The sequence below is a fragment of the Micromonospora sp. NPDC051006 genome (assembly GCF_044456245.1).
Classification (GTDB): domain Bacteria; phylum Actinomycetota; class Actinomycetes; order Mycobacteriales; family Micromonosporaceae; genus Micromonospora.
Window position 1 is genome coordinate 337956 of sequence record NZ_JBITFP010000004.1, and the last position, 26679, is coordinate 364634.

Annotated in this window: 28 protein-coding genes; 17 read left to right on the forward strand and 11 right to left on the reverse strand. The window is 73.8% G+C overall.

The features are described 5' to 3' along the window. The first annotated feature begins 94 nt into the window (after positions 1–94). Both ACIBBA_RS10150 and ACIBBA_RS10155 read left to right on the forward strand, forming a co-directional pair. Positions 95–634: a DUF1877 family protein gene (locus ACIBBA_RS10150; RefSeq protein WP_396695687.1), complete on the forward strand. Its 540-nt coding sequence runs from the start codon at positions 95–97 to the stop codon at positions 632–634. Positions 635–696: 62 nt separating this feature from the next. Next, entirely contained in the window at positions 697–1953 is a 1257-nt protein-coding gene (locus ACIBBA_RS10155; protein WP_396695689.1) for a lycopene cyclase family protein, read from the forward strand. 90 nt (positions 1954–2043) lie between these two features. Here the strand turns inward: ACIBBA_RS10155 and ACIBBA_RS10160 are convergent, their stop codons facing one another. Beyond that, positions 2044–2772 carry a tyrosine-protein phosphatase gene (locus ACIBBA_RS10160; protein WP_396695691.1) on the reverse strand — a complete coding sequence of 243 codons (729 nt, stop codon included), beginning with the start codon at positions 2770–2772 and terminating at the stop codon, positions 2044–2046. Positions 2773–2816: 44 nt separating this feature from the next. Here ACIBBA_RS10160 and ACIBBA_RS10165 point away from each other — a divergent pair, with 44 nt between their 5' ends. Then, positions 2817–3260: an ASCH domain-containing protein gene (locus tag ACIBBA_RS10165; protein WP_396695693.1), complete on the forward strand. Its 444-nt coding sequence runs from the start codon at positions 2817–2819 to the stop codon at positions 3258–3260. 9 nt (positions 3261–3269) lie between these two features. Continuing rightward, entirely contained in the window at positions 3270–3740 is a 471-nt protein-coding gene (gene rnhA / locus ACIBBA_RS10170) for a ribonuclease HI (RefSeq protein WP_357053996.1), read from the forward strand. A gap of 21 nt (positions 3741–3761) precedes the next feature. On the opposite strand, the gene ACIBBA_RS10175 is transcribed toward rnhA, so the two are convergent. Both ACIBBA_RS10175 and ACIBBA_RS10180 read right to left on the reverse strand, forming a co-directional pair. Further along, complete coding sequence (locus tag ACIBBA_RS10175) at positions 3762–3998, reverse strand: preprotein translocase YidC (RefSeq protein ID WP_357053993.1); 237 nt, start codon at positions 3996–3998, stop codon at positions 3762–3764. A gap of 66 nt (positions 3999–4064) precedes the next feature. Then, on the reverse strand, positions 4065–5288 hold the full coding sequence (locus ACIBBA_RS10180) for an MFS transporter (protein ID WP_396695695.1): 1224 nt from the start codon (positions 5286–5288) through the stop codon (positions 4065–4067). A 5-nt stretch (positions 5289–5293) separates the two neighbouring features. Here ACIBBA_RS10180 and ACIBBA_RS10185 point away from each other — a divergent pair, with 5 nt between their 5' ends. Beyond that, entirely contained in the window at positions 5294–5812 is a 519-nt protein-coding gene (locus tag ACIBBA_RS10185) for a MarR family winged helix-turn-helix transcriptional regulator (RefSeq protein ID WP_396695697.1), read from the forward strand. 17 nt (positions 5813–5829) lie between these two features. Here ACIBBA_RS10185 and ACIBBA_RS10190 read toward each other — a convergent pair whose 3' ends face one another. Together ACIBBA_RS10190 and ACIBBA_RS10195 are read right to left on the reverse strand one after the other, a co-directional pair. Further along, on the reverse strand, positions 5830–6729 hold the full coding sequence (locus ACIBBA_RS10190) for a pentapeptide repeat-containing protein (RefSeq protein WP_396695699.1): 900 nt from the start codon (positions 6727–6729) through the stop codon (positions 5830–5832). 88 nt (positions 6730–6817) lie between these two features. Next, complete coding sequence (locus ACIBBA_RS10195) at positions 6818–7939, reverse strand: DUF5919 domain-containing protein (protein WP_396695701.1); 1122 nt, start codon at positions 7937–7939, stop codon at positions 6818–6820. A 183-nt stretch (positions 7940–8122) separates the two neighbouring features. On the opposite strand from ACIBBA_RS10195, the gene ACIBBA_RS10200 reads away from it, so the two are divergent. Continuing rightward, the gene (locus ACIBBA_RS10200; protein WP_396695703.1) at positions 8123–8734 is read left to right on the forward strand and encodes a hypothetical protein; all 612 of its coding nucleotides are present in this window, start codon (positions 8123–8125) and stop codon (positions 8732–8734) included. A gap of 71 nt (positions 8735–8805) precedes the next feature. On the opposite strand, the gene ACIBBA_RS10205 is transcribed toward ACIBBA_RS10200, so the two are convergent. Then, positions 8806–9225, reverse strand: a complete 420-nt coding sequence (locus ACIBBA_RS10205; RefSeq protein WP_396695705.1) for an SSI family serine proteinase inhibitor — start codon at positions 9223–9225, stop codon at positions 8806–8808. A gap of 114 nt (positions 9226–9339) precedes the next feature. Next, positions 9340–10155 (reverse strand): SDR family oxidoreductase, encoded by an 816-nt coding sequence (locus tag ACIBBA_RS10210; RefSeq protein WP_396695707.1) that lies wholly within the window; start codon positions 10153–10155, stop codon positions 9340–9342. A 171-nt stretch (positions 10156–10326) separates the two neighbouring features. On the opposite strand from ACIBBA_RS10210, the gene ACIBBA_RS10215 reads away from it, so the two are divergent. From ACIBBA_RS10215 to ACIBBA_RS10235, 5 genes are read left to right on the forward strand one after another with little or no spacing between them, the layout of a single operon-like run. Further along, positions 10327–13119: a WD40/YVTN/BNR-like repeat-containing protein gene (locus ACIBBA_RS10215; protein WP_396695709.1), complete on the forward strand. Its 2793-nt coding sequence runs from the start codon at positions 10327–10329 to the stop codon at positions 13117–13119. A 25-nt stretch (positions 13120–13144) separates the two neighbouring features. After that, positions 13145–14002, forward strand: coding sequence for a carbohydrate ABC transporter permease (locus tag ACIBBA_RS10220; RefSeq protein ID WP_396695711.1), 858 nt, complete (start codon positions 13145–13147; stop codon positions 14000–14002). Continuing rightward, positions 13999–15321 (forward strand): ABC transporter substrate-binding protein, encoded by a 1323-nt coding sequence (locus tag ACIBBA_RS10225; protein WP_396695713.1) that lies wholly within the window; start codon positions 13999–14001, stop codon positions 15319–15321. The genes ACIBBA_RS10220 and ACIBBA_RS10225 overlap by 4 nt, the downstream gene beginning before the upstream one ends. Further along, the gene (locus tag ACIBBA_RS10230) at positions 15318–16358 is read left to right on the forward strand and encodes an ABC transporter ATP-binding protein (RefSeq protein ID WP_396695715.1); all 1041 of its coding nucleotides are present in this window, start codon (positions 15318–15320) and stop codon (positions 16356–16358) included. Before ACIBBA_RS10225 ends, ACIBBA_RS10230 begins: the two co-directional genes overlap by 4 nt. 35 nt (positions 16359–16393) lie before the next feature. Further along, on the forward strand, positions 16394–17263 hold the full coding sequence (locus tag ACIBBA_RS10235) for a carbohydrate ABC transporter permease (RefSeq protein WP_396695945.1): 870 nt from the start codon (positions 16394–16396) through the stop codon (positions 17261–17263). On the opposite strand, the gene ACIBBA_RS10240 is transcribed toward ACIBBA_RS10235, so the two are convergent. Further along, a complete protein-coding gene (locus tag ACIBBA_RS10240) occupies positions 17251–18246 on the reverse strand; it encodes a helix-turn-helix transcriptional regulator (RefSeq protein WP_396695717.1) in 996 nt (331 codons plus the stop codon). The genes ACIBBA_RS10235 and ACIBBA_RS10240 overlap by 13 nt on opposite strands. Positions 18247–18309: 63 nt before the next feature. Here ACIBBA_RS10240 and ACIBBA_RS10245 point away from each other — a divergent pair, with 63 nt between their 5' ends. The 4 genes from ACIBBA_RS10245 (at position 18310) to ACIBBA_RS10260 (ending at position 22659) form a co-directional block, all read left to right on the forward strand. Further along, the gene (locus tag ACIBBA_RS10245; protein ID WP_396695719.1) at positions 18310–19428 is read left to right on the forward strand and encodes an epoxide hydrolase family protein; all 1119 of its coding nucleotides are present in this window, start codon (positions 18310–18312) and stop codon (positions 19426–19428) included. 74 nt (positions 19429–19502) lie between these two features. After that, entirely contained in the window at positions 19503–20591 is a 1089-nt protein-coding gene (locus ACIBBA_RS10250) for a winged helix DNA-binding domain-containing protein (RefSeq protein WP_396695721.1), read from the forward strand. 58 nt (positions 20592–20649) lie between these two features. Continuing rightward, the gene (locus ACIBBA_RS10255) at positions 20650–21129 is read left to right on the forward strand and encodes a DUF5818 domain-containing protein (protein WP_396695723.1); all 480 of its coding nucleotides are present in this window, start codon (positions 20650–20652) and stop codon (positions 21127–21129) included. Positions 21130–21240: 111 nt separating this feature from the next. Then, entirely contained in the window at positions 21241–22659 is a 1419-nt protein-coding gene (locus ACIBBA_RS10260; RefSeq protein ID WP_396695725.1) for an RtcB family protein, read from the forward strand. 10 nt (positions 22660–22669) lie between these two features. Here the strand turns inward: ACIBBA_RS10260 and ACIBBA_RS10265 are convergent, their stop codons facing one another. Further along, the gene (locus ACIBBA_RS10265) at positions 22670–23098 is read right to left on the reverse strand and encodes an archease (protein WP_396695727.1); all 429 of its coding nucleotides are present in this window, start codon (positions 23096–23098) and stop codon (positions 22670–22672) included. Between the two features lie 54 nt (positions 23099–23152). Between ACIBBA_RS10265 and ACIBBA_RS10270 the strand changes: the two genes are divergently transcribed. Then, positions 23153–23755, forward strand: a complete 603-nt coding sequence (locus ACIBBA_RS10270; protein ID WP_396695729.1) for an MBL fold metallo-hydrolase — start codon at positions 23153–23155, stop codon at positions 23753–23755. A 1-nt stretch (position 23756) separates the two neighbouring features. Here ACIBBA_RS10270 and ACIBBA_RS10275 read toward each other — a convergent pair whose 3' ends face one another. Together ACIBBA_RS10275 and ACIBBA_RS10280 are read right to left on the reverse strand one after the other, a co-directional pair. Then, positions 23757–24491: a B3/4 domain-containing protein gene (locus ACIBBA_RS10275; RefSeq protein ID WP_396695731.1), complete on the reverse strand. Its 735-nt coding sequence runs from the start codon at positions 24489–24491 to the stop codon at positions 23757–23759. 9 nt (positions 24492–24500) lie between these two features. Next, a complete protein-coding gene (locus ACIBBA_RS10280; protein ID WP_396695733.1) occupies positions 24501–25112 on the reverse strand; it encodes a LysE family translocator in 612 nt (203 codons plus the stop codon). Between the two features lie 74 nt (positions 25113–25186). Here ACIBBA_RS10280 and ACIBBA_RS10285 point away from each other — a divergent pair, with 74 nt between their 5' ends. After that, positions 25187–26674 carry a PLP-dependent aminotransferase family protein gene (locus tag ACIBBA_RS10285; RefSeq protein ID WP_396695735.1) on the forward strand — a complete coding sequence of 496 codons (1488 nt, stop codon included), beginning with the start codon at positions 25187–25189 and terminating at the stop codon, positions 26672–26674. Positions 26675–26679 lie beyond the last annotated feature (5 nt).

The following is a 26679-nucleotide window of genomic DNA, read 5'->3' on the forward strand; positions in this document are numbered from 1 at the left end:
TTCGTGGCGCTGGTACTGCACGGTGGTGGTGCCGGAGGCGCGCCCGATCAGCAGCGCCCGGCGAGATGTCGGACCGGCTGGCTAGGGTCCCGCCATGGGCATGTACGGGAGCTGGCTGCGAGTCTCCGCGGGTGAGCTGGCACGGGCCAGGGACGATCTCGACTGGGCCTACGGCCTGGCCAGGCGGATTGGCGACGCCGAAGACGACGATCCGCCGGCTGATCCCCGCTGCTCCGGCACCGACAAGGCCTGGCACGCGCTGCACTTCCTGCTCGACCGGTGCGACTTCCCGATCTCGATCGTCTCCGGCGAGGAGTGGTTCGTGGAGCTGCCCGACGACCGGGAGGCAGCGCTGGAGGTCATCGAGGCGTCGGGGGCCGACTGGGGCTACGGCCCGCCCGGCTACCTGACTGCAGAGCAGGTGGCCGAGGCCGCCGCGGCGCTCGCCGACCTCACCGAGGAGGACCTGATCGGCGGGGTCGACCAGGCGGAGCTGCAGCGGGCCGAGGTCTATCCGGCGGTGTGGGACCGGCCTGGGGAGCTGGCCTGGGTGGCGCACTTCCTGCCCGGCGTGCGCGACTACTTCACCGCCGCGGCCAAGAACGGCGACGCGGTCATCTGCTGGATCGCCTGACCGCGTCCGGCGGCGAGGTGGCCGGCGCGGCGGCGGCCGGCCGGGTGTGACAGCGTGGACGGATGCCCAGCTCCGCACCGGTCGACGTGGACCTCGCCCTGGTCGGTGGCGGCGGCGCCGCCTCCCTCGTGCTGGCCGCATTCGACCGGCACGGCGTGCGTGGTCTGCGGGTCGCCGTCGTCGACCCGGTCCGCCGGCGCGGCCAGGACCGCACCTGGGCGTTCTGGGGCCACCCCGGCAGCGACCTCGACCCGCTGCTCAGCGCGAGCTGGCAGCAGGTCGAGGTGGTCACCCCCGCCGCGCGCCGGGTGCTCGACCTCGCCCCGCTGCGCTACGCGATGCTCCGCTCCGGCCCGGTCTACGAGCAGGCGGCCGAGGCCGAGAAGCGCCTCGGCGTGACCCGGGTTCGCGCTGCCGTGGACGCCGTGCACGACGACGGCGACCGGGTGCTGATCCGCACCGCCGACGAAGGCCCGGTCGTGCGGGCCGGCTGGGCGCTCGACTCCCGGCCGTGCCCGCCGGCGCGTTCCGGCCGCACCAACTGGCTGCAACACTTCCGCGGCTGGTGGCTCGCGGCGGAGACCGCCGTCTTCGACCCCGACCGGGCGGTGCTGATGGACTTCCGCACCCCGCAGCCGGCCCGAGGCGTCTCCTTCGGCTATCTGCTGCCGGTCAGCGACCGGTACGCCCTGGTCGAGTACACCGAGTTCTCACCGGCCCTGCTCACCGGCGCCGGCTACGACGCCGCGCTGGCCGGCTACCGGGACCGGCTCGGGCTCGACCCGGCCCGGCTGACGGTGCGGGAGGTGGAGAACGGGGTGATCCCGATGACCGACGGCCCGTTCGTCGCCCGACCGTCGCCGCGCGTGGTGCGCCTCGGCACCGCCGGCGGCGCGACCCGGCCCTCCACCGGGTTCACCTTCTCCGCCATGTACCGCCAGGCCGACCAGGTGGCCCGCGCCCTGGCCGCCGGCCGTCCGCCGGTGCCCGCGCCCGCGTACCCCGGCCGGCACCGCTGGATGGACGCGGTCGCCCTGCGCGCGCTGGACCGCGGCTCCGTCGGCGGGCCGGAGTTCTTCGACCGGCTCTTCGACCGCAATCCGCCCGAGCGGGTGCTGCGATTCCTCGACGGCACCACCACGCCGGCCGAGGAGTTCGCGGTGATGAGCTCCACCCGGCTGCTGCCGATGGTGGCGGCCACCGCCGGGGACGCGGCGCACCGCCTCCGCGACCGGCTCCGTCCGCGCCGCCCGGCGCCCCCGGTGCCGGCCGCGGTGCGCGACGGCCTGCCCGCGGCCGCGCCGGACGCCGAGCGCTGAACGTGCCGGCCGGGTCAGCACCGGCCGGCGGCACTCCGCTCCTCGTCGATCACCCGGTCGTCCGGTCCGCCGCAACCGCTCGTGGATCAGCTACCGGGTCAGCAGCCGGTCGCGCAGTCGCCCGACGAGGTCGTCGTCCACCCCGAGCCGGTCGACCGCGTAGCCGCGAACGGAGCCGTGCGCGGCCACCAGGTCGGCCAGGAAGAGCCGGATGATCTTCTCCGGCGCCCGGCCGTAGCCGGGCCAGGCCAACGTCCGGCCCGGGTGCAGGGCGTGCCAGTGCGCGATCAGCTGTTCGGTCGCCAGCTCGGTCAGCGCGAAGTCGGCAGCGATCTGGTCGTCGTCGACGCCGAGCAGGGCCAGCAGCAGCGCGGCCAGCAGGCCGGTGCGGTCCTTGCCCGACGCGCAGTGGAACACCAGCGGGCCGTCCGCCGCCGCGATCACCTCCAGCGCCCGGCGCAGCTCCGGCACGCCGTCCGCGGCCACCTCGGCGTAGCGGTCGGCGAGGTAGCGCCACGGGTCCAGCCGGGGGTCGATGGTGGCCTGGTCGTAGGGGCGGTGCTCGACGCTCAGGTTGTGCCAGGCCAACCCGTCCAGCTCCGGCGCCCGGCCGCGGGCCGCGATCTCCCACGGGTAGCGCAGGTCGATCACCGTACGCACGCCCAGCGCGCGGAAGCGCGCCAGGTCCGCGCCGGCGAGCTTGCCCAGCGAGTCCGACCGGTAGATCAGTCCCCAGTGGACCTCGCGACCGTCCCCGGTGCGGTAGCCGCCCAGGTCCCGGAAGTTGTACAGGTGTTCGAAGGCGATGTGCCGCTCCACCGGCCGACCCTAACCGACCCACTCCCGCCGGTATCCTCGGCCGGGTGGACCTTGATGATCTCCCGTTGGCCGAGTTCGGGTTTCCCGGGCCGCTGCGGGACCGGCTGGTCACCGCCATCCTCGCCGGAACGAAGACCTCGACCACCGCGCTGATGCTCGGCTACGACGTCCTGGGCGAGCCGCTGCCGCGGGTGGGCGGACGGTCGGTGGTGGTGGATTCGGCGGGCCGGCCGGTCGCGGTGATCGAGTCGACCGAGGTGCGGGTGCTCCGGCTCGCCGAGGTCGACCTGCGGCACGTCCTGGACGAGGGCGAGGGCGACGAGTCGGTGGCCCAGTGGCGGGCCGGGCACGAGGAGTTCTGGCACGGTCCGGAGGTGCGCGACGAGCTCGGCGACCCCGACTTCACGGTGGACGACGACACCCTGGTGCTGACCCAGCGCTTCCGGGTGGTGGAGGTGGTCGAACCGGCGCCCCGACCGGCCGGGTAGGTTGCCGGCATGGTGGACGCCGGCAGGGTGGTGCGGATCTGGACCGACGGCGCGTGCAGCGGCAACCCGGGCCCGGGTGGCTGGGGCGCGCTGCTGCGCTACGGCGACCACGAGCGGGAACTCTGCGGCGGTGAGGCGACCCCGACCACCAACAACCGGATGGAGCTGATGGCCGCCATCCAGGCGCTGGAGAGCCTCACCCGGCCGGTCGGGGTCGAGCTGACCACCGACAGCACCTACGTGCGCAACGGCATCACCAGTTGGTTGGCGTCGTGGAAGCGCAACGGCTGGCGCACCGCGGCGAAGCAGCCGGTGAAGAACGCGGACCTGTGGCAGCGGCTGGAGGCCGCGTGCGCCCGGCACGAGGTCACCTGGCTCTGGGTCAAGGGGCACAACGGGCACCCGGAGAACGAGCGCGCCGACGCGCTGGCCAACCGCGGCATGACCGAGGCACGCACCGCAGCTGTCGCCGCGCGGTGAGCTGACCGCGCCAGCCGCTCCTCAGCGGGTCGCGTCGGGGTGCCCCGGCATGCTGGAGCCGCCGCCGCTGCTGCCGGACGAACCGCCCGCGACGCCCGACCCGTTGTCCTCGGTGACCAGGTCCGGCCGTACGTCGGTGTCGTCCGGGGCGGGGACCTCGGTGTCCGCCTCGACCTGGACCAGCCTGGCCTGGCCTGCTTCGTCCTCGGCGTGCTCCGGGTCGACCGGCTGCTTACCTTGCCGCGCTCTGTACCCCACGGTCGTCTCCCGTCCGTGCCCTGTCCCGGTCGGCGCTGGCTACCCGGCGGGCAAACCGGCGAAACGTCAGCCCACCGGTCCACTCCGGGCAACCGGACCCGGCGTACGGCTGGGGGCGGGCGTCGGGTCCACCGGGCGGGGCGCCGCAGCGCTCACCCGCAGGGTGCGGCGTCGCAGGAGCGCCGTGGCCAGGGCGAGTACCAGCGCCGCGCCCACCACCAGGAACGCGGCGTCGTTGCCGAGCCGTTCGTTGACCGCGCCGCTGGTCGCCGCGCCGAGGGCGATGCCGAGCTGCCCGGCGGTCAACAGCCAGCCGTACGCCTCGGCCAGGCGCGGCGCGGGGATGGCCCGGGCCAGGATCTCGTCGGTGACCGCCAGCCAGGGCGCGAGCCCGAGCCCGAAGACGGCCAGGGCGAGGGCCATCTGCGGCACGGTGCGCGGCAGCGGCAGCACGAGCGACGTGACGGTCAGTGTGCCGAGAAAGGCCAGATAGGCCCCGCCGGGGCTGCCCGGCCGACCCCGGCGGGCGAGGAGCAGGCCTCCGACCAGGCTGCCGGCGGACCAGACGGCGACCAGCAGCCCGGCCTGGTCGGGCTGCCCGACCGCGGTGGCGAACGCCGGCACGAGCACCCACATCGCGCCGATGCAGGCGGTGTAGCCGAGGTGGGTGCCGAGCAGCGTCGCGACGGTGGCGCGACCCGACCGGAACACCGGCTCCGCCGCGGGGCGGCCGTCCGGGATCGGACGGGGCATCACCAGCGCGGTGCCGACCAGCGCGGCGGTGCCGAGCGCGGCGAAGGCGAGCAGCGCCCCGCCGGGGCCGGTCAGCATCAGGCTCAGGGTCACCGTCAGCGGACCGCCCACGTAGATCAGCTCCTGCCCGACCGCGTTGACCGCGTAGGCGCGGGCCAGGGCGGGTGCGGGGACGAGGACGGCGAGTCGGGCCCGTCCGCTGCCCAGCACGGGCGGGGTGCTGAGCCCGGCCGCGGCGGCCAGGGCCACGAAGGCGGCCGGCTCGGTCACGACCGCGAGGCCGAGCAGGCAGAGCAGGTGACCGAGGCCGGTGACGAGCAGCACCGGCCGGTCGCCGAGCCGGGACAGCAGGCGACCGGTGAGCGGCGCGGTGCTGGCGAGGCCGATCCCGCAGGCCGCGCTGGCCGCCCCGGCGGTGGCGAAGCTTCCGGTGCTGTCGTGGCCGAGCAGCACGATGAGCAGTTGCCGCATCGCGATCGGCAGGTAGGCGAGGTTCATCAGGGTGATGAGGCCGACCGCCCGGCCAGGTACATTCATGACTTATGTATCTACCCGAAGGTGGTGCGACAAACCTGGTCGGCGCGCTGGCCCTGCTGGTCGGGTCCCGGATGCGGGCGGCGGTCACCGGGCCGGCCGGGGCCGGCGGAGTCCTGGCCGAGTCGCTCATCGTGCTGAAGGACCAGCCCGGGGTGACCGCGGAGTGGCTCCGCCAGGTCCTCGGTCTGACCCAGCCGGGGGCCGCCCACCTGGTCCGCCGTCTGCGCGATCAGGGCTGGGTGGAGCGCCGGGCGGGCGCGGACGCGCGCAGCCGGGCGCTGCACCTGACCCCCCAGGGCGCCGACGCGGCCGCGCGCGTCCTGCAAGCCCGCGAGGAGGTGCTGACCGCGCTGCTGGCACCACTGACCGCCGAGCAGCGCGGTCAACTGGCCGAGATCGCCCGGACCCTGCTCCGCGACGAGGTGTCCGACGAACGCACCCTGGCGTACCTGTGCCGGCTCTGCGACCGCGCGCGCTGCCCGGCCTGCCCGGTGTACGCCGGATTGCAGGAGAGCGGGGGCTGACCGGCGTCGTACCGCCCTCACCGGCGGCGGCCGCGCCTAGCCGGCGGGGCCGACCCGGACGGTCGGCGCACCGGGGTCAGCGGCAGCGACGTCCAGTGCGCCGGCCGGGTGAGCCGGGCCGGCAGACCGGTGCGGGCGTCGCCACGGGCGGCGTCGAGCTGGGACTGGTGCAGGAAGAGGCTGCCGGTGAGATCCGCCCCGCGCAGGTCGGCGCCGCGCAGGTCGGCCCCGGTGAGGTCGGCCAGGTGCAGGTCGACCCCGCGCAGGTCGGCCCCGATCAGCAGCGCCCCGCGCAGATTGGCCCGGCGCAGGTCGGCGCCGCGCAGGTCCGCGCCGAAGAGCCGGGCGCCGCGGCGATCGGCGCCACCCTGCCCCCGGGCCGCCGCGCCGGCGCGGGAGAGCAGCACGTTGACCCGCTCGCGATGGGCGGGCACGTCGAGGGCGAGCAACTCCTCGGCGCTGCCCGCGGTGAGCCGCACGGTCTCGTCGCGGGCCCGGTCCAGCTCGCCGCGCAGCGCGGCCGGTGGGTGCAGCGCCAGCGCCTCGGTCAGATACCAGAGCAGCTCGTGCAGCGGGCGCATCACCGTGAACGTGTCGAACATGACGGCCGCGGTCTCCGGTGCCGTCCGCCAGTCCCGCCCGCCGAAGGTCACCTGCGCGACCTGCTGCCCGGCGCCGAAGCAGTCGAAGACCGTGCAGCCGGGAAAGCCCCGGTCGCGCAGCTCGGTGTGGATCCCGCAGCGGTGGTCCGGGCGCAGGTTGGGGCAGGGCTGCCGGGCGGGCTTGTCGATGGCGAAGTCGGCGGAGGCGGCGAAGGCCGGTGCCACGCAGCAGAGCGCGAAGCAGCGGGTGCAGTCGGCGCGCAGGTCGTCCCGGCGCGGTGACGTCGGCGTCGCCGATCGTGGGCTGTCCGACACGCCTACCGTTCTCCCGCCGATTCCAAGGTGTGCCCGGGCCGGGCCCTCGCCATTCTCCGCCGGTCGGCGGTCCGGCGGCCCGGCGGGGTCACCGTCCGTGCGGGTCGGCGCCGGTGGGGGAGCGCGGGTTGGGCGTACGGCCGTCGACGGAGTCCTGCGGCACCAGTCGCACGATGGTCCGCTGGCCGCCGCCCGGTCCGTACTTCTGGTCGAACAGCCGGGCCACCGACGTCGCCGCGGTGCGGTCGCCGTCGGCCGGTTCGGCCAGCGCGAACACCCCCGCCGAGGAGCCGGTGGTACGCGGCGGCAGCTGGGCCCGGACGGTCAGCAGCGGGTTCAACCGGAACTGCCGGCAGTCGATGTAGTGCTGCCCGTCCACCGAGACGTAGGGCACCTGCACCTCGACCGCGTCGAAGCCGTCGTGGCTCAGTGTCACGGCGGCCGACCAGTAGCGCTCCAGCGAGAGGGTGGCCTGCTCGTGCTCCCACAGCTCCTCGAAGCGGGCGTGCACGAAGCCACCCCACGGGCTGTCCATGTCCACCTCGAGCTGGGGGACGTTGAACGAGAGTTTGCCGATCGGGAAGAACGAGATCAGCGCCTGCCCGTCCCACTGGTAGAGCTGGATCGAGGGCGAGGCGTCGTAGATGCGGACCTGCAACCGGGGCCGCAGCCCCTTGTCCTCCCGGTCCAGCTTCTCCTGAAGGGCGGCGAGGTGCCGCAGGTTGGCCCGGATCTGCTTGGGCACGTTCACCCGCTGCCGCTCCAGCTCCTCGGAGCGCTGCTGGGCGGCGGTGCAGTCGGGGTCGAGCAGGAGCAGCTGCACCTGCGCGCCGCTGCGCAGCGCCGCCTCCACCGCCGCCAGGGTCGCCGCCCGGTGCTGCTGCTCCAGCAGGATCGTCCAGGTGTCGAGGATGCGCACCCGCCGGCCGCTGCGGTGCAGTCGGGCCACGAACGCCTGCTGGTCGAAGCTCAGGTGCTCCTGCACCCGGGCCTTGCGGGCCTCTTCGAAGAGCGGGTCGAAGATGACGTACGAGATCGCCGCGAGCACCACGCTGGCGCCCAGGTTGAGCAGCAGGTCGCTGAGGAACCCGGTGCTGCGCCATGCGGCCAGCAGCATGGCGGTGGCCACGCCGAGCAGCGCCCCGCCGACCACGAACGCCCGGCGCTGCCGAGCCGTACGACCCCGTCGCCAACTGCCCGACCGCGGCATCCCGGTCCCCTCCCGGCCTCGACCGGCCCGCCCGGCGGCCCGTGATCACCCCGGCAGACGAGGATACGTGCCCGCTTTGCCGTCCGCTGTCCCGTTCGCGACCCCGGCGTTCACCGATCCGCGCGCCCCCGCCCCTCGTATGGTGACGGTGACCGTGCCGATTGACCACGGAGGGTGAGGTGCATGGACGACGGTGAACGCGAGCAGGCGCTGCTCACCGCGCTGACCACCGAGCACTTCGTGCTGCAGACCTCGCGCAGCGCGACGGTCGCCGAGTCGGTGGGTCGGGCGACCGTCTTCCTGTCCCTGCTGTCCGCCGGGCTGATCGGCCTCGGTTTCGTGTCCAGCACCGCTGCCCTGGTCAAGCCGTATCTCGCCGCGGTGCTGCCGACGCTGGTGATCACCGGAACGCTCACCTTCCTGCGGCTGGTGCAGAACATGGTGGAGAACGAGCTGGATCTCGAGCGGATCCAGCGGATCCGGGCGTACTACCACCGCAAGCTGGCCGCGGAGCACGACTTCTTCGCCGACGCGGTGCTGGGCGAGGGCACCAAGCGGTCGACCTGGTCGGCCGTCGGTAACACGCCCGGCCGGGTGCAACTGCTGCTCACCGCCGCCGCGTTGGTGGGCGCGGTGAACGCGCTGCTGGTGGGGCTCAGCGTGACGCTGCTGCTCGGGCTCGCCGGGCTGTCGTCCGGTCTCGCGATCGGCCTCGGCGCGGTGGTGGCGTTGCTGGCCTTCGCCGCCGAGGTCGTCTACATCAACCGCCAGTCGATCGCCGATCCCGGCCAGTAGCCGTCCTCGGGCCATCGGCCCGCCACCCGGGCACGGCGCCCGCGGCTGCGCGGGCGCCGTGCGGGGCGGGGTCAGAAGGCGAACAGGTCGCCGGTCTCGCGCAGCAGCCCGCAGCGGTTGTCGAACGTCCGGGTGTGCGTCACCGGCCGGTCGCCCCAGAAGCCGAAGGCGCGGACGGTGACCGGCGCGTACTCCAGCGTGCAGAGGGTGTCGGGGTCGAGGGTGAGCGTGGCGAGGTCACCGTCGACGCCGGCGACGGTGCGGCAGGCGGTCGCGGCCGCCGGGTGGTCGCCGCCGCTCGGGCCGCAGAGCAGTACCCGGGTCCGGGGCGTTGCGCTGTGCGGCTGCACGGTCAGCAGCAGCACCGAGGCCGGCTGGTCGAGGTCGGCGGCGTGCGCGGCGCGGGGGTGCGCCGCCGCTTCGGCGGTCAGCCCGCCGGCGGCGAGGAGGGTGGCCGCGACGAGCGCGACGATCCGCTGGGCGAAGGGCATGGTGTGTCCTTCCGTCGGGGCCCCGGGTGTGGGGCCGGTCGGCGGCCCGGCCGTCGTGCGGCGGGCCATCGACCACCCTAAGTAGACACTGTGAACGTCGAGCGTCACCGACTGTTACGTCGGCTCGACCCGTCGCCAGTCGTGCGAGGTCAGCGCCACCGCCTGCGGGCCCATCAGCAGCATGCCGCCGTCGACCGGCCAGGAGGCTCCGGTGACGTAGCTGGCGGCGGGGGAGGCGAGCAGCGCGACCACCGCCGCCACCTCCCGCGCGTCGCCCGGCCGCCCGACCGGTATGCCCGGTCGCTCCTGGTCGAACGGGTCGACGTCCTCCTGCCCGGTCATCGGGGTGGAGATCTCGCCGGGGGCGACCGCGTTGACGGTGATCCCGTCCGGGGCCAACTCCTGCGCCATCACCTTGGTCAGCAGCCCGAGCCCGCCCTTCGCCGCGCAGTACGCGGCCGATCCGACCCGTGGGGCGTGCTCGTGCACGCTGGTGATGTTGATGATCCGCCCGCCCGTCCCGGCGGCCCGCATCCGTCGGGCGGCGCGCTGCCCGCAGAGGAACGGCCCGTCGAGGTCGACCGCGAGCACCTCCCGCCACTGCTCCCAGTCGGTGTCGACGAAGGGCACCGCCGTCCCGATCCCGGCGTTGTTGACCAGGACCCCGAGACCAGCCAGCCGGTCCGCCAACTGGTCGACCACGTCGGCGGCCGCCGGCAGCCGGGTCAGGTCCATCTCGGCCAGCTCGCAGCGCCGTCCGGCGGCGCGCACCTCGCCCGCGGTGCGTTGCGCGCCCGGGGCGTCGCCGTACCAGGTGATGCCGATGTCGAAGCCGGCCTGGGCGAGCGCCACCGCACAGGCCTTGCCGATACCGGAGTCCGCGCCGGTGACGATCGCGGTGCGCGGATAACGCTCGAATCGCTCAGGCATGCCGGCCCGTTACCCGTTCCATGCGAATGCAACCATACGTTGACATCCGTCCATGCGGGGGATTGTCGGCACCGGTTCGCTCTGCGATCGTCCTGCTGGACGCTGCCAGCGACGGTCGCCAATCCGTGGGTGCCGCGCTGCGGCGACGCCTTCATTCCGGGAGGGACCCTCGTGAAGCGCAGACGTCGCCATCTCCTCGTAGGACTAGCGGTCGGCGCCCTCGTGGCGACGACGGGTGCCGCGGGCATCCATCTCACCGGCGCCGAGGTGCCGGCCACAGCGGCGGTGGGTGACGGCGAGATGCCGGGCGCCACCGGCGCCCACCTCGAACGGCTCTGGCAGACGGTGCCGGGCAGCGACGGGATGTCGCCCGAAGGGCCGGGCGGCGCGGCTCAGCAGGAGTTCCTGGAGCGGGCCTACCCGGCGAACGCCATCACGATCGCGCAGACCGACCGGTCCAAGGCCGCCTACGCCGCCGCGGACAAGCGCTTCCGGGGCGCCCAGCGGTGGACCAACGTCGGTCCGAGCGAGGCGCTCTACCCGTTCACCGAGTTCCGCGACGCCTACAACTACGTGCCCAACGAGTACGTGGCCGGCGGCCGGGTCACCTCGATCGACATCAGCCCGGACTGCAACCCGCTGCTCTGCCGGGCGTACGCCACCCCGGCCGGCGGCGGCGTCTGGGGCACCCTCAACGCGCTCGCGGCCCAGCCGAAGTGGTTCTACCTGGGCGGCCCACTCGGCATCAACGCCGCCGGCTCGGTGCGCATCGACCGCAACGACCGGAGAGGCCTGACCATCTACGTCGGCACCGGCGAGGCGAACACCTGCGCCTCCGGCTGCGTGGCGGGCGTGGGCCTCTACAAGTCCACCAACGGGGGCGTGACCTGGCAGGGTCCGCTCGGCAAGGACGTGCTGGCCGGCAAGGGGATCGGCGAGATCACCGTCAAACCCGGCGACCCGAGGACGCTCTACGTCGCCACCACCACCGCGTTGCGCGGCATGTCCAGCTCGTGCTGCACCGGCGTCACCCGCCCGGTGCCGGACGCCGCGAAGTGGGGCCTGTACAAGTCCACCGACGCCGGTAAGAGCTGGAAGTTCATCCACAACGGGTCGGCCGACGCCACCGAGTGCACCGGCAGCGCCGCCGAGTACAACAACACCGCGGCCTGCTCGCCGCGCGGCGTCCGTTACGTCAAGATCGATCCGAGGAACACGAGCGTCCTCTACGCCTCCTCGTACGCCCGGGGGGTGTGGCGCTCCGCCGACGCGGGCGCGACCTGGACGCAGATCAAGGCGTCGCTGAACGCGACGATGCCGCAGACCCGCGCGGCGATCGACGTCACCGCCCTGCCCGGCGGCAAGACCCGGATGTACGTCTACGAGGGCAACACCGGCACCCCCTACTCGCGGCTGTTCCGCAGCGACGACGTGGCCGCCGGGGCTGCGACCTTCACCGACCTGACCAGCGCCAACCCGGCGGACCCGGGCTTCGCCACCTACAACCAGTGCACCGGCCAGTGCTGGTACGACGTGTTCGTGCACACCCCCGCCGGGCACCCGGACATCGTCTACACCGGCGGCTCCTACGTCTACGGCGAGACGATCGCGCACAAGCGCGCGGTGGTCCTCTCCACCGACGCCGGGGTCAGCGGCACCGACATGACCTACGACGGCACCGACGAGTTGCACCCCAACGGCCTGCACCCCGACCAGCACGCGCTGGTCACCAACCCCCGCAACCCGTTCCAGTTCTTCGAGGCCAGCGACGGTGGCCTGATGCGCTCCAGCGGCCAGTTCGTGGACCGCTCCGCCTGGTGTGACAACCCGGACCGCAACCTGACCACCGCGGCGCAGAAGGAGCGCTGCAGGCAGATGCTGTCGAAGATCCCGTCCAAGCTGGAGGGGATCAACAAGGGCATGAACACCCTGCAGTTCATCAGCCTGTCGGTGAGTCCGCACGACCACAACCTGCTCCAGGGCGGCACCCAGGACAACGGCACCTGGGAGAACAAGGGCCAGCGCTCGCGCTGGGTCAACACGATGATCGGTGACGGCGGCGCCTCCGGCTTCGACGTCGGCAAGCCGGAGTTCCGGTTCCACACCTTCTACGACGTGACCCCGGAGGTGAATTTCTCGGGCGGCGACATCGGCAGCTGGATCTCCGTCTACGACGGGGTGTTCGGTCAGGCCGGCAACCTCTTCTACGCCCCGGTGATCACCGATCCCAAGGTCAGCGGCACGATGTTCGCAGGCACCGGCCGATCCGTCTACCGCACCAAGACCTTCGGCCTGGGTGACCGGACGCTGGCCGAGGCCAACCGGATCTGCAACAGCTGGACCGGCACCTTCGAGGCCCAGTGCGGCGACTGGGCGCAGCTCGGGGCGGTCCCGCTGACCGACGCCGCCTGGGGTGACCGGGCCGGCGGCGCCGTCTCGGTGGTCCAGCGGGTCGGCAGCGACTCGTCCACCGCCTGGGCGGCGACCAGCACCGGTCGGGTCTTCGTCACCCGCAACGTCGACGCCGAGCCGGCCGCCGCGGTGACCTGGACCCGGATCGACAACGCCAGCACCCCGAACCGCTTCGTCACCAGCATCCACGTCGACCCGGCCGACCCGGCCCGGGCGTGGATCTCCTACAGCGGGTTCAACTCGAACACCCCGACCACGCTGGGGCACGCGTTCGAGGTGAGGCTGGCCGGCGCCGGCGCGACCTGGGCCGACCGGTCGTACGACTTCGGCGACCAACCGATCACCGACCTGGTCCGCGACGACGTCACCGGTGACCTCTACGCGGCCACCGACTTCGGCGTCCTGCGGCTGGCCAAGGGGGCCACGAGCTGGGTCAAGGCGGGTGGCGGCATGCCGAACGTGGAGGTCGCCGGGCTCACCGTCGTCCCGGGCAAACGGATCCTCTACGCCGCCTCCCACGGCCTCAGCGCCTGGCAGCTCACCCTGAGATAGGTAGGCGAGCATCGACACCACCCGGGTGAGGGGCCGCTCCCGCGGCCCCTCACCGCTGCCCGAGGCGGCCGGACGAGTCTGGCGCACCCTCGGCGCGGTCTTCGTCATCGTGGTCTTCGTGCCACCGCTGCTGCTGCTGGTCTCCGGCTCGTTCACCGAGCCGGGGCTGCCGCCGCCACCGACGCCGCAGCTGATGCCCGACCCGGTCTCCACCACCGGCTACCGACAGGCCGTCGAGATCGGAGGGCTGCTGCGTGCCAGCCTCAACTCGGTGCTGGTCGCGGTCGTCGCCGTACCGCTGAGTGTGCTCGTCGCCTCGCTCGCCGGCTTCGCGCTGGCCCGGCTCGCGCCGCGCACCACCGGGGTCGTCGTGGCGGCGTCGCTGCTCGCGCTGATGGTGCCGGCGACCGCGCTGCTGGTGCCCCGGTTCGCGATCTTCCGGGCCCTCGGGCTCACCGACACCCTGGTGCCGTTGATCGCCCCGGCGTTGCTGGGCACCTCGCCGCTCTACGTCCTGGTCTACTACCTGGCCTTCCGGGCGCTGCCCGCCGATCTCTACGACGCCTGCCTGGTGGCCGACCTCTCGCCGGTGCGCACCTGGTGGCGGATGGCCCTGCCGCTGGTCCGCCCGGTCACCGCCGCGCTCACCGCGCTCACCTTCGTGCTCACCTGGTCGAACTTCCTCGACCCGCTGATCTACGTCTACGACCGTGACCTGTTCACCCTGCCGGTGGCGCTGCGCTCGCTGTCCGTGCTGGACCCGACGAACTTCCCGGTGTTCCTGGCCGGGGCGGTGCTGGCCACGGTCCCGGCGCTGCTGGTGTTCGTGCTGGCCCAGCGCCGCTTCCTTCACCACGACGACCCGACGGGACGGGAACGATGAAGCCCAAGGCGCTGCTCGCCCTGCTGTTGACCGCCGTGCTGCTGGCCGCCGGCTGCGGCTCCGGGTCCGGCTCGTCACCCGGGGGCCCGGTCCGGCTGCTGGTCTTCGGCGCCCCCGAGGAACTGGCCGCCTACCGCACCCTCATCGAGGCGTACGAGAAGACGCGAGCCGGTACCGACGTGCAGCTGATCGAAGCCAGCGACCGCAAGGACCTGCTCGCCCGACTGGCCACCTCGGTGGCCGGCGGCGCGCCACCGGACCTGTTCCTGATGAACTACCGCTTCTACGGCCAGTTCGCGGCCAAGGACGTGGTCGAGCCGCTGGATGACCGGATCGCGGCCTCCGACGCCATCGACCCGGCCGACTACTACCCCGTCGCGATGGACGCCTTCAAGTGGGGCGGCAAGCAGCTCTGCCTGCCGCAGAACGTCTCCAGCCTGGCCGTCTACTACAACCGCACGCTCTTTCAGAAGTACGGCGTGGCCGAACCGAAGGCCGGCTGGACCTGGAACGACCTGGTCGGCACCGCCACCGTGATGACCCGCGACTCCCGCGGCCAGGTGGTCAAGGCCACCGAGAGCGAGGGTGCGGCGCTGCGTCCCGCCGTGCACGGCCTCGGCGTCGAGCCGTCGATCATCCGGCTCGCCCCGTTCGTCTGGTCAGCCGGCGGCGAGATCGTCGACGACCCGGCTCGGCCGACCCGGCTCACCCTGGACAACCCGGCCGCCCGGGAGGCACTGAAGAACCTGGTCGACCTGCGGCTGGCGTACGGGGTGGTGCCGACCGACGAGGAGGTGGAGGCCGAGGACGACGAGTCGCGGTTCGCCAACGGTCGCCTCGCCATGCTGATGAGCTCCCGGCGCTCCACCACCACCTTCCGCTCGATCACCGGCTTCGAGTGGGACGTCGCCCCGCTGCCGGTCTACCGGCAGCAGGTCGGGGTGCTGCACTCGGACGCGTACTGCATGACGCGGGGCGCGCGGAACAAGGAGGCGGCCTGGCGGTTCCTGGAGTTCGCCGTGGCCCGCGAGGGGCAGGAGATCATCGCCGCCACCGGGCGCACCGTGCCGTCGCACATCGCGGTGTCGCAGTCCCCGGCGTTCCTCGGGCCGGCCCAGCCGCCGCGCAGCGCGAAGGTCTTCCTCGACGCGATCCCCACGGTCCGGGCGCTGCCCACCGTCTCCACCTGGCCGGAGATCGAGGACGTCACGTACGGGATCCTGGAGAACGCCGTGCACCGGGGCGACCGCCTCGACGACGTGATCCGGGACCTCGACCAGCAGACGCGGCCCCTCTTCGCCCGGGGCGAGCACGGGTGAGCGGGCCGGGACTGCTCCTGGACGGGGTGAGCGCGGCCTACCGGGGTGCGACGGTGCTGCACGAGGTCGACCTGAGCGTGGCCCGTGGTGAGCTGCTGGTGGTGCTCGGCCCGTCCGGGGCCGGCAAGTCGACCGTGCTGCGGGTGGTGGCCGGCCTGGAGCCGGTCACCGCCGGCCGGGTCCACATCGCCGGTCGGGACGTCACCGCCGCCCGGCCCGGCCTGCGCAACGTGTCGATGGTGTTCCAGTCCTACGCGCTCTTTCCGCATTTGACGGTCGCCGAGAACATCGCCTTCGGCCTGGAGGTGCGGGACACTCCCCGGGCGGTCGCCGGGGAGCGGTCCCGGGCGGCCGCCGAGTCGGTCGGCTGTGCCACCCTGCTCGACCGTCGGCCCGGGCAGCTCTCCGGCGGCGAGCGGCAGCGCGTCGCCCTGGCCCGAGCGCTGGTCCGCGAACCGGACGTCTTCCTGCTCGACGAACCGCTCTCCAACCTGGACCTCGGGCTGCGCGTGGAGATGCGCGCCGAGCTGCGCGCGCTGCACGACCGGCTGGGCGCCACGATGGTGCACGTCACGCACGACCAGACCGAGGCGCTGGTGCTGGCCGACCGGATCGCGGTGCTGCGCGCCGGGCGGATCGAGCAGGTCGGCACGCCGGAGGAGATCTGGCACGCCCCGGCGAGCACCTTCGTGGCCCGCTTCGTCGGCTCCCCGGCGATGAACCTGCTGCCCGCCGGGTCGGTGCTGCCCAGCGGCGACGCGCCCCCGCTGCCTGCCGACGAGGACCTGCAGGTCGGGTTCCGGCCGGAGGCGACCCGGCTCGACGACGTCGAGGGGGCGGCGGCCAGCGTGGACCGGGTCGAGGTGGTCGGCGAGGACGCCTACGCGTACCTCACCCTCGCCGACGGCGGCGCGGTGGTCGCGCGGGTGCCGGCCGCCCGCCGGCCGGCCCGGGGCGCGCCGGTACGCGTCGGCGTGCGCTGGGCCGACGTGCACCTGTTCCACGCCGGCTCGGGACGCCGGTACCGGCCGGCATGAGGCCGGACACCCGCTCCCGCCGGCAGTTGGCGTTGATGCTGGCGCCGTACCTGGTCGGCCTGGTCGGGCTGGTCCTGCTGCCCGCCCTGATCACCCTGGCGCTCGCCTTCACCGAGTACGACCTGCTGCGCCCGCCGACCTGGGTGGGCCTGGCCAACTTCACCGCCCTGCTCGACGACCCGGTGTTCCGGGTCGCGGCGATCAACTCGCTGGTCTTCGCGGTGGTCGCCGTACCGCTGCGGCTGCTCATCGCGCTCGGCCTGGCGCTGCTGCTGTACCGCCGGGCACCCGGCGTCGGCACCGCCCGCACCGCGGCGGTGCTGCCCACCGCCGTACCGGAGATCGCCTACGGGCTGCTCTGGCTCTGGCTGCTCAACCCGCTCTACGGCCCGATCAACCAGCTGCTGCGAACCGGCGGGCAGAACGGGCTGACCGCGCTGGGCCGGACCCCGCCGCAGTGGCTCACCGATCCCACCGACGCCCGGGCGGCGATCATCGGGATGAGCCTGTTCACCGTGGGGGAGACCTTCGTGGTGCTGCTGGCGGCGCGCCGGGCGCTGCCCCGGGACGTGTACGAGATGGCCGCCCTGGAGGACGCCACCGGCTGGGACGTGTTCCGCCGGGTCACCCTTCCGCTGATGGCGCCGGTGCTCGGGCTGCTGGCGGTACGCGACGCCATCCAGAGCCTGCACTTCACCTTCGTGCCGGCGTTCGTGGTGACCGACGGGGGTCCACCCCCGTACGCCACCACCTACCTGTCGCTCTTCGTCTACCGCAACGCGTTCGAGTACCTGCGTTACGGCTACGCGGCGGCGGCCACCCTGCTGATGATCCTGCTGACCGTGGCGGCGGTGCTGGTGCAGTGGCGGCTGATCCGGCGCTACCGTGCCTTCTACCGGCTGTGAGCAACGGTCGCGGTCTGCCCGGGCGGCGGGTCCGCCGCGCCGGTGGCCCGAGCGCCGAGCTCACGGAGGTAGTCGACAAGTTCCGGCGGCTCGTGCACCTCGAACGCGCAGCCGAGCGTCAGCAGGCGCCACGCCAACCACTCCAGGGTGTCGCTGTGGCTGTGCAGCCGGCAGCTGTCCGCGTCGATCGGCTCCAGGTCGGTGGGCGCGTCGCCGAGCCGGCCGGCGACCCGCTCGACCGGTGCGTGCAGGGTCGCCACCGCTCGGTAGACGGGGCTTCGTTCGACCAGCCTGCCGGCCACGTACTCGGCGGCGTCCGGGGCCGGCAGCGTACGGGGCGTGCCGCGTCGCCCGGTCGGCCGCTGCCCGCTGATCCGGTCGACGCGGAAGATCCGCCAGTCGGCACGGTCGTTGTCGTAGCCGACCAGGTACCAACGGCGGCCCGCCGACACCAGCTTGTGCGGCTCGACCAGCCGCTCGCTGTCGGCGCCGTCCTGCCGCCGGTAGTTGAACCGCAGTTGTTCGCGGGCGGTGACGGCGGCGGCCAGCGAGGTCAGGTGCTCGGGCTCCACCGTCGGCTGCTCCCAGGTGAGCAGGGGCACGGTGGCCCCGCCCAGCGCGCCGACCCGGTGGCGCAGCCGGGACGGCAGCACCTGCTCGACCTTCGCCAGCGCCCGTACGGAGGCGTCCTCGATCCCGGCGACCGCGTGCCGGGCCGCGGTACGCAGTCCCACGGCGATCGCCACCGCCTCCTCGTCGTCGAGCAGCAGCGGCGGCATGGCCTTGCCGGCGACGAGGCGGTAGCCGCCGAGCGTGCCCATCGTCGCCTGCACCGGGTAGCCGAGGTCGCGCAGGCGCTCCACGTCCCGCCGGACGGTGCGCAGGCTCACGCCCAGCCGGCCGGCCAGTTCGCTGCCGGGCCACTCGCGTGGGGTCTGCAACAGCGACAGCAGGCTGAGCAAGCGGGCGGCGGTGTGGGACATGGAGCTCAGGATGCCACCGATGTGTGCCAGGAACCGACCTACATCGGTCGTAGCGTGCTCGGCATGCAGCCATTCCGCATCGACATCGCTCAAACGGACCTCGACGACCTGCGCGCCCGGCTCGCCCGGACGCGGTGGCCCCGCCAGTTGCCCGGGGCCGGGTGGAGCCGTGGGGTGCCGCTGGACTACCTGCGCGACCTGGCCGACTACTGGGCGAGCGGTTACGACTGGCGGGTGCACGAGGCCCGGTTGAACGAGTTTCCCCAGTTCGTCACGGAGATCGACGGGCTGGACGTGCATTTCCTGCACGTGCGCTCGGCGGAGCCCGGCGCGCTGCCGTTGATCCTGACGCACGGCTGGCCGAACTCCGTCGTCGAGTTCACCGAGTTGATCGGGCCGCTGACCGACCCGCGGGCCCACGGCGGCGATCCGGCGCACGCCTTCCACGTCGTGGTGCCCTCGGTACCCGGCTTCGGGTTCTCACAGGCGCCGCCCGACACCGGCTGGACGGTCAACCGGGTCGCCCGGATGTGGGTGGAGTTGATGCGCCGCCTCGGCTATGACCGCTACGGCACCCAGGGCGGCGACCTCGGGGCGTACGTGGCGCCGGAGGTGGCCAGGATCGCGCCGGAGCACGTGATCGGCGTGCACGTCGACGGTGGGTTCGGCTTCCCGACCGAGGCCGACGTGCCGGACATGGACGAGCAGGAGCGTGCGGTCTACGCGGAGATGCAGCAGTGGATGAGCGGCGGGGTGGATCACCACTCGCTGTTGCGGGCCGCGCCGCAGACCTTCTCGTACGCCTGGAACGACTCGCCCGTCGGGCTGCTGGCCTGGATGACGCAGAAGTTCAAGGAGTTCACCATCACGGCGCCGACGCCGGAGCGGGCGATCGCCCGGGATCAGATACTGACGAATGTGACGCTCTACTGGCTGACCGCCACCGCCGGTACCTCGTCCTGGTTCATGTACGACAGCACGCACTTCGCCTGGCCGCGGGGGCAGGCGCTGGTGCCCAGCGGCGTCTACAGCGGCGGCCCGCCGCTGTTCCGCCGCCTCGCCGAACGGCACAACAAGATCGTCCACTGGCCGGCGGGGAACCCCGGCGGCCACTTCGTGGCGATGGAGGAGCCCAAGGCGCACGCCGCGGACATCCGGGCCTTCTTCGGGGCCTTGCGGTGACCCGGCTGACCTGGTCACAGGTGTGCGCCCGGCGCCTTGAGCGGCATGCGCTCTCAGCGCCGGCGTCCGCCCCGGTGGGTTCTGAGCCGGGTGCCGACCCGGTCGCCGCCGTGGTGTCCGCCATGTGCGGCGCGCACGCCCAGGTCGCCTCCGCCGCCGAGCTGTCCGTCGGGCTACGCGTCCCGGCCGCCACCCGCACCCACGTGCGCCAGGCGCTCTGGACGGATCGGACGCTGGTCAAGACCCGGGGGCCCCGGGGCACCGTGCACCTGCTCGCGGCAGCGGACCTGCCGATGTGGACCGGCGCGCTGGCCGCGACACCACCCCCGCCGAACGAGCAGGGCCACGGTCTGCTCACCCCCGAGCAGACCGAGCAGGTGCTGGCGGCCATCGCGGACGCGCTGCGCGACGACGAGCTGACCACCGCGGAGCTGACCGAGCAGGTCGTCGCCCGCACCGGTCCCTGGGCCGGGGACCGGGTCATGGAGGCCTTCCAGGACAAGTGGCCGCGTTGGATTGTCGCGATGGCGGCGGCGATGCGGGGCGGTGTCCTGTGCTTCGGCCCGAACCGGGGTCGCCACACCACCTACACCAGCCCGGCGCGTTGGCTGCCCGGCTTCACGCCGATGAGCGGCCCGCAGGCCCTGGCCGAGATCGTCCGGCGCTACCTGTACGCGTACGGGCCGGCCACCCCGGCGCACTTCGCCCAGTGGCTCGCCGTGCCCAAGCCGTGGGCGACGAAGCTCTTCGCGTCGCTCGACCTGGCGTCGGTCACGGTCGAGGGTGTGCAGGCGTGGGTAACGGCCGGCGACACCGACTTCCCCGATGAGCGGTCGTCGGGAGTGCGGCTGCTGCCCTACTTCGACGCGTACGCCGTCGGGTGCCACCCGCGGGAGCTGCTCTTTCCCGGCAAGGCCACCGAGCGGGCCCTCGCCCGTGGCCAGGCCGGCAACTACCCGGTGCTGCTCGTGGACGGGACGGTGAGCGGGGTGTGGCACCAACGGCGCTCCGGTCGCATGATCACCGTGACGGTGGAGCCGTTCGCGGCCCTGAACGCCCGCCGGCGCCGGGCGTTGGACGAGCAGGTCGAGCGGATCGGCGAAATCCTGGAAGGCAGGCCGTCGTTGACCATCGGTACGGTCAACGTCGGTCCACATGCCTGACCGCCGCCCCGGAACCGTCCAGCCGGGGCCAACGTCCAACTCATGGAGGTGTCGTTCGATGCGTCGAGCCGGGCTCCTGCTGACCGCCGTCGGTCTGGTGTGCTGGGTGACCGCCTGCGCGTCGTCCGACCTGCCCGCGGCGGGCCAGCCGCCGGCCGGGTCCACGGCACCGGCCGGGGCCACGCCGCCACCGGCCGCGAGCCCGTCACCGCCGGCCCGGGCGACACCGCCCCCGCCGCCGACCACGGCTCGGCCCGCGCCGAGTCGGTCGGCCACCCCACCGCCGTCCTCGGGCGGGGATGTGCCAGGGGCCCTGCCCTGGGGTGGGCGGACCCTGACCGGCACCGTCGAACGCGCCGGCGAGTGCACGATGCTGCTGGTCGGAGAGGATCGCTGGGCGCTGACCGGTGCGGCGGCGGCCGACCTGCGGCCCGGCGACCGGGTCACCGTGCACGGCAACGTCTCCAACCGATCGGCGGCCTGCGGCGAGCGGGCTCTGCCCCGCGCGGTGGCCGTCAACCGGGTCGAACCGGCCTGACGCCGGATCTCCGCGCGAGCGGCGCCCACCGTCGGCCCGGTGAAAGCTTCGATCGCGGGCGAACCCGCGGCAGGTAGGTGTAGGCGCGGGCCTGCCGGGTAGCCGCCGGGGATGCAGCTGGTGGAGGAGTCGCCGTACCGCTTCCGGATCGACCGGCACGACCCGATGCGGGTGCCGGGCGTGGTCTTCGCGACCCGGGACCTGCTGCCCGACTCGGGCGCGGACAAGTCCCTGGAGCAGGTGGCGAACGTGGCCACCCTGCCCGGCATCGTCGACGCCTCCTACGCCATGCCCGACGTGCACTGGGGCTACGGGTTCCCGATCGGCGGCGTCGCCGCCACCGACGTCGAGCACGGCGGCGTGGTGTCCCCGGGCGGGGTGGGCTTCGACATCTCCTGCGGCGTACGCCTGCTCGCCGCCGACCTGGACCGCGACGAGCTGGGACCCCGGCTGGACGCGCTGATGGACGGGCTGGCCGAGTCGACACCGCGCGGGATGGGCAAGGGCGCGGTCTGGCACCTGTCGGATCGGGCGGAGCTGGACGGCGTGCTGCGCGGCGGCTCGCGGTACGCGGTGCAGCGCGGCTTCGGCGTCGAGCGGGACCTGGAGCGCTGCGAGGACTACGGCGCGGTGGACGACGCCAACCCCGCGCAGGTCAGCGAGCGGGCGGTGGAGCGGGGTGCCCGCCAGGTCGGCAGCCTCGGCTCCGGCAACCACTTCCTGGAGGTGCAGGCCGTCGCGGAGGTCTACGACGACACCGTCGCCGCCGCGTTCGGGCTGCACCCCGGCCAGCTCTGCGTGATGATCCACTGCGGCTCGCGCGGGCTCGGCCACCAGATCTGCACCGACTACGTGCGGGGCATGGAGAAGGTGATGGCCCGCTACGGCATCGAGGTGCCGGACCGGCAGCTGGCCTGCGCGCCGGTCTCGTCCCACGAGGGCCGCGCCTACCTCGGCGCGATGGCCGCGGCGGCCAACTACGCGCGGGCCAACCGGCAGCTGCTGACCGACGCCGCCCGCAAGGTCTTCACCCGCCAGACCGGGCGCGACCTCGACCTGGTGTACGACATCTCACACAACCTCGCGAAGATCGAGAGCCATGACGTCGACGGCGTCCGGCGCACCCTCTGCGTGCACCGCAAGGGCGCCACCCGGGCGCTGGCACCGGGACACGAGGACCTCCCCGCCGACCTGCGCGCGGTGGGGCAGCCGGTGCTGATCCCCGGTTCGATGGGCACCGGCTCGTACGTGCTCACCGGCGTGCCCGGCTCACCCGCCTTCGCCTCCACCTGTCACGGCGCCGGCCGGGTGCAGAGCCGCAAGCAGGCGGTCAAGGCCGAGCGGGGCGCCGATCCGCGCCAGCAACTGGAGGCACAGGACATCGCGGTACGGGGCGCGTCCCGCCGTGGTCTGGCCGAGGAGATGCCGGCGGCGTACAAGGACGTCTCGGCCGTGGTCGAGTCGGCCGAGGGCGCCGGGCTGTGCCGAAAGGTCGCCCGGCTGGTGCCGATCGGCGTGGTCAAGGGCTGATCGGGCAAGGTCAGACGTCCACAGTCACCGCGCACGACCAGCCGGCGCCGTCCGGGCCGAAGCGCAGCTCGTGCAGGGCGACCGCCTTCGGCACCGCGCCGATGAGTTCCACCGCGTCGGTCTGCGTCATCCGCCAGCGCACCAGCAGACCGCCCGCCGGGTCGTCGGCCACCTCGGTGGTGAGCGGCAGCTCGTCCGCCGTCTCCATCCGGTAGATCATTTCATCGAGGACGCTCACCAGCAGGTCCTCGTCGTCCGCGGCGGGCACCTGGTAGTCCCGTTCGGGCCCGGGCCGCGCCCCGGCGGTGTCGGCGAAGGTCTCGACCAGCCCGGTGACCGCCTCGGCCACGCACGCCGCCCGGGTCGGCGCCCACGCCTCGATCCGCACGTCGGCGGTGTGCGGTACGCGCCGGTGCCCGCGCCGCGCTGGCTGCTCCATGCCCCGATCATCCGCCACGGCGGAGTCACCGGGTGGCTGGTCTACGGTCGGCGAATGCGAATCACCAAGTTCACCCACTCCTGCGTCCGGGTGGAGCACGACGGCGGGGTGCTCGTCATCGACCCGGGGACCTGGAGCGAGCCGAGCGCGCTGGCCGGCGCGGACGCCGTGCTGGTCACCCACGAGCACGCCGACCACGTCGACGTGCTGCGGCTGGCCGCCCTCGGCGTGCCGGTGTACGCCCCGCAGGGCGCCCGCCTGTCCGACCTGGCCCCGCTGCCGGTGACGCAGGTCCGGGCGGGGCAGCGGTTCACCGCCGCCGGGTTCCCGGTCACCGCGGTCGGCGGCCGGCACGCGGTCATCCACGATGGCCAGCCGGACTGCGCCAACCTCGGCTACCTGGTCGGCGACGGCCTCTACCACCCGGGTGACGCGCTGCACGTGCCGGACGAGCCGGTGCAGACCCTGCTGATCCCGGGTCAAGGCTCCTGGATGCGGCTCGGTGAGGCGATCGACTTCGCCCGGCGGATCGGCCCGAGCCAGGCGTACACCATCCACGACGCGCAGATCAACGAGCGCGGCCTGGCCAGCGTGACCGGGTGGTTCGAGGAGACCATCCCCGGCTACCGCCACCTCACCCCGGGCGAGACCGCCTGACTCACCCGCGCGGCGACGGGTCGGCCGCCCCGGCCGGGGTGCCCGGCACGTCGTACGCCGGTGCCGGCCCGGTCAGCACCGCGTGCCCGGTCGGCACGGACCAGGTCGCGGCCAACTCCGCCAGCAGTTCGTCGAGCAGGTGGGCGATGTCCGCGGCGGCCGTGGCGTGCAGCGCCTCCGCCACGATCAGCACCCGGGCGGTCTCCGCCCGGACCGCCGACAGGCCGCTCTGCCGGTTGGTCCAGCGCCGCGCGTGCGCCCGTCCCGCCGCGTCGGCGAAGATCACCTCGCCGGGCTCCGGCCGCTCGGTGCCGCCGGCGAAGGTGACGTACTCCTCGTCACCGCGGGCGGGCCGCACCGTCAGGTCACCGCTGATCCGGTCGGTGTCCAGCGCGGCGACCGGGATGCCGTACCCGACCGAGATCGCGTTGCAGAGGTCGACCAGCGGGTGCAGCCGGGGCAGGGCGTCGTCGAGCCGCAGCCGCCGCAGCAGGGCCTCGGCCGCGCACCGGTACTGGGTGGGCTTCAGACCCATCGCGGCGAAGGCGCGCCGCCACGCCTGGATCTCCGGAAACCCGCCCTCCGGGCCGGTGGCCAGTCGGGCCCGCGCGCGAGCGGTGAACTTCTCGACCCGGGCCGACACGTCGACGTGCGGGGTGATGCCGGTGACGGCCACGACCCCGGCGACGAGGTGCGGGTACGCCGCCCGGACCGGCGCGGAATGCTGGAACCGCACGGGATGCTCCTAACGGCCGGAGAGGGCGAGCGAGATGCCGAGTGCGACGAACGTGCCGGCGACGCTGCGGCGCAGCCAGGCGGTGACCCGGGGTCGAGCCAGCACCCGGTCCCGGACCAGGGCGGCGGCCATCCCGTAGCCGCTGAATACCACGAGGGTGAGCAGCATGAACACCGCACCGGCCGCGAGCATGCCCCGGGTGGCGCCGGCGCCGGCCGGGTCGACGAACTGCGGCAGGAACGCGACGAAGAAGAGCGTCGGCTTCGGGTTGAGCAGGTTGATCAGCACCGCCTTGACGATCACCCGCAGCGCCGAGTGTGGCGTCGCGTCGGCCGCCGGGGTGAACGCGCTGCGGTCCCGGATGGTCGACCAGGCCAGGTAGAGCAGGTAGCCGACGCCGACGTAGGTGACCGCCCGGAAGGCGGTGGGGCTGGCCGAGAGCAGGGCGGCCAGCCCGGTGACCGACGCGAGGAGGTGCGGCACGGTGCCCAGCGTGCAGCCGACGGCGGCGACCACGCCGGCCCGGGCGCCTCGGGACAGCCCGGCCGAGATTGTGTAGACCACCCCGGTGCCCGGGGTGACGACCACGACGAGCGTGGTGATCAGGAACGCGATGCTCACGATGACCCTCCGGTGCGACGGCGGCGACACCCTGGCGGGCTCACCCCCTCCCACTCTGATGGCAGGATGGTCCGATGAGCAGAGCCAAACCGTCGCTTCCCGAGAGGTCCATAACTGCCGGGTCGGACTTCCTGCACCTGGACGTCGCCGACGCGCCGCCCGGTGGCCGCGCCGACTGGCTCGCCGCCCGGCTGCGCGCGGCCATCGCCGACGGTCGGATCCCGGTGGGGGAGCGGCTGCCCTCGTCCCGGGTGCTCGCCGGCGACCTCGGCGTCTCCCGGGGCGTGGTCACCGAGGCGTACCAGCGGCTGGTGGAGGAGGGTCGGGTGGCCGGCCGCGGGCGCGCCGGCACCGTGGTCGTCGCCGCCCCGCCGGCCCCGCCCGCACCGCCGCCCGGCCCGGCCGCCGCGCCCGCGCCGGCCACGCTCTTCCCGTCCGCGCCGAGCAGCGACATCTTCGACGCGGTACGCACCGCGCCCGCGCGGATCGATCTGACCCCGGGCGTACCGGATCTGGCCGCCTTTCCCCGCGCGGACTGGCTGCGCGCCGAACGGAGCGTGCTGCGCCACCTCGCCGCGGCCGACTTCGGCTACGGCGATCCGCGCGGGGCGCCCACGCTACGGCGGGCCGTCGCCGGCTGGCTGGCCCGCAACCGGGGCATCGCGGTCGACCCCGCCGATGTGCTCGTCACCGCCGGGGTCTCCCAGGCGCTCGGCCTGCTCGCCCAGGTGCTGCGCCCGCACGGGATCGATCGGGTGGCGGTGGAGGAGCCGGGTTCGCTCGGCGTCCGGCAGCACCTGAACAACTGGGGCCTGGCCACCCCGCCGGTCGCCGTGGACGCCGCCGGCCTGCGGGTCGACGAGCTGGCGGCCAGCGGGGCGGGCGCGGTGATGCTCACTCCGGCCCACCAGTTCCCGACCGGCGTGGTGCTCGACGGCGAGCGCCGCCGGCGGCTCGTCGCCTGGGCACGAGCCGGCGGGCTGATCATCGAGGACGACTACGACGCCGAACACCGCTACGACCGGCCGCCCGTGCCCGCGCTGCGTGCCCTCCTGCCCGACCAGGTCTGCTACGCCGGCAGCGTCTCCAAACTGCTCGCCCCCGCGCTGCGGGTCGGCTGGCTGCTGGTCCCGGCACGCCACCGGGACGCCGTGGTCGCCGCCAAACGCAACGCCGACCTCGGCAACTCGGTGCTGCCGCAGCTGGTGCTCGCCGAACTGATGACCTCCGGTGCGCTGGAGCGCCAGCTGCGGCTGCTCCGCCGCCGGCACGTCCGCCGCCGCGACGCGATGGTCGCCGCGCTGCGGCGTCAACTGCCCGCCGCGACCGTGCACGGCGCGGCGGCCGGGCTGCACCTCATGGTCACCTTCGACGGCGACGTACGGGACACCGAGCTGGCGGCGGCGGCGTTGGCCGGCGGGGTGAAGGTGCAGCCGCTCTCCTGGCACTGCCAGCGGCCCTACCGGCCGGGCCTGGTCCTCGGCTACGCGGCGAACACCCCGACCGACATCGAGGACGGCATCGCCACGATCGCCGCCGCCCTGCGCCGGCTGTCGTCCTGACCGCC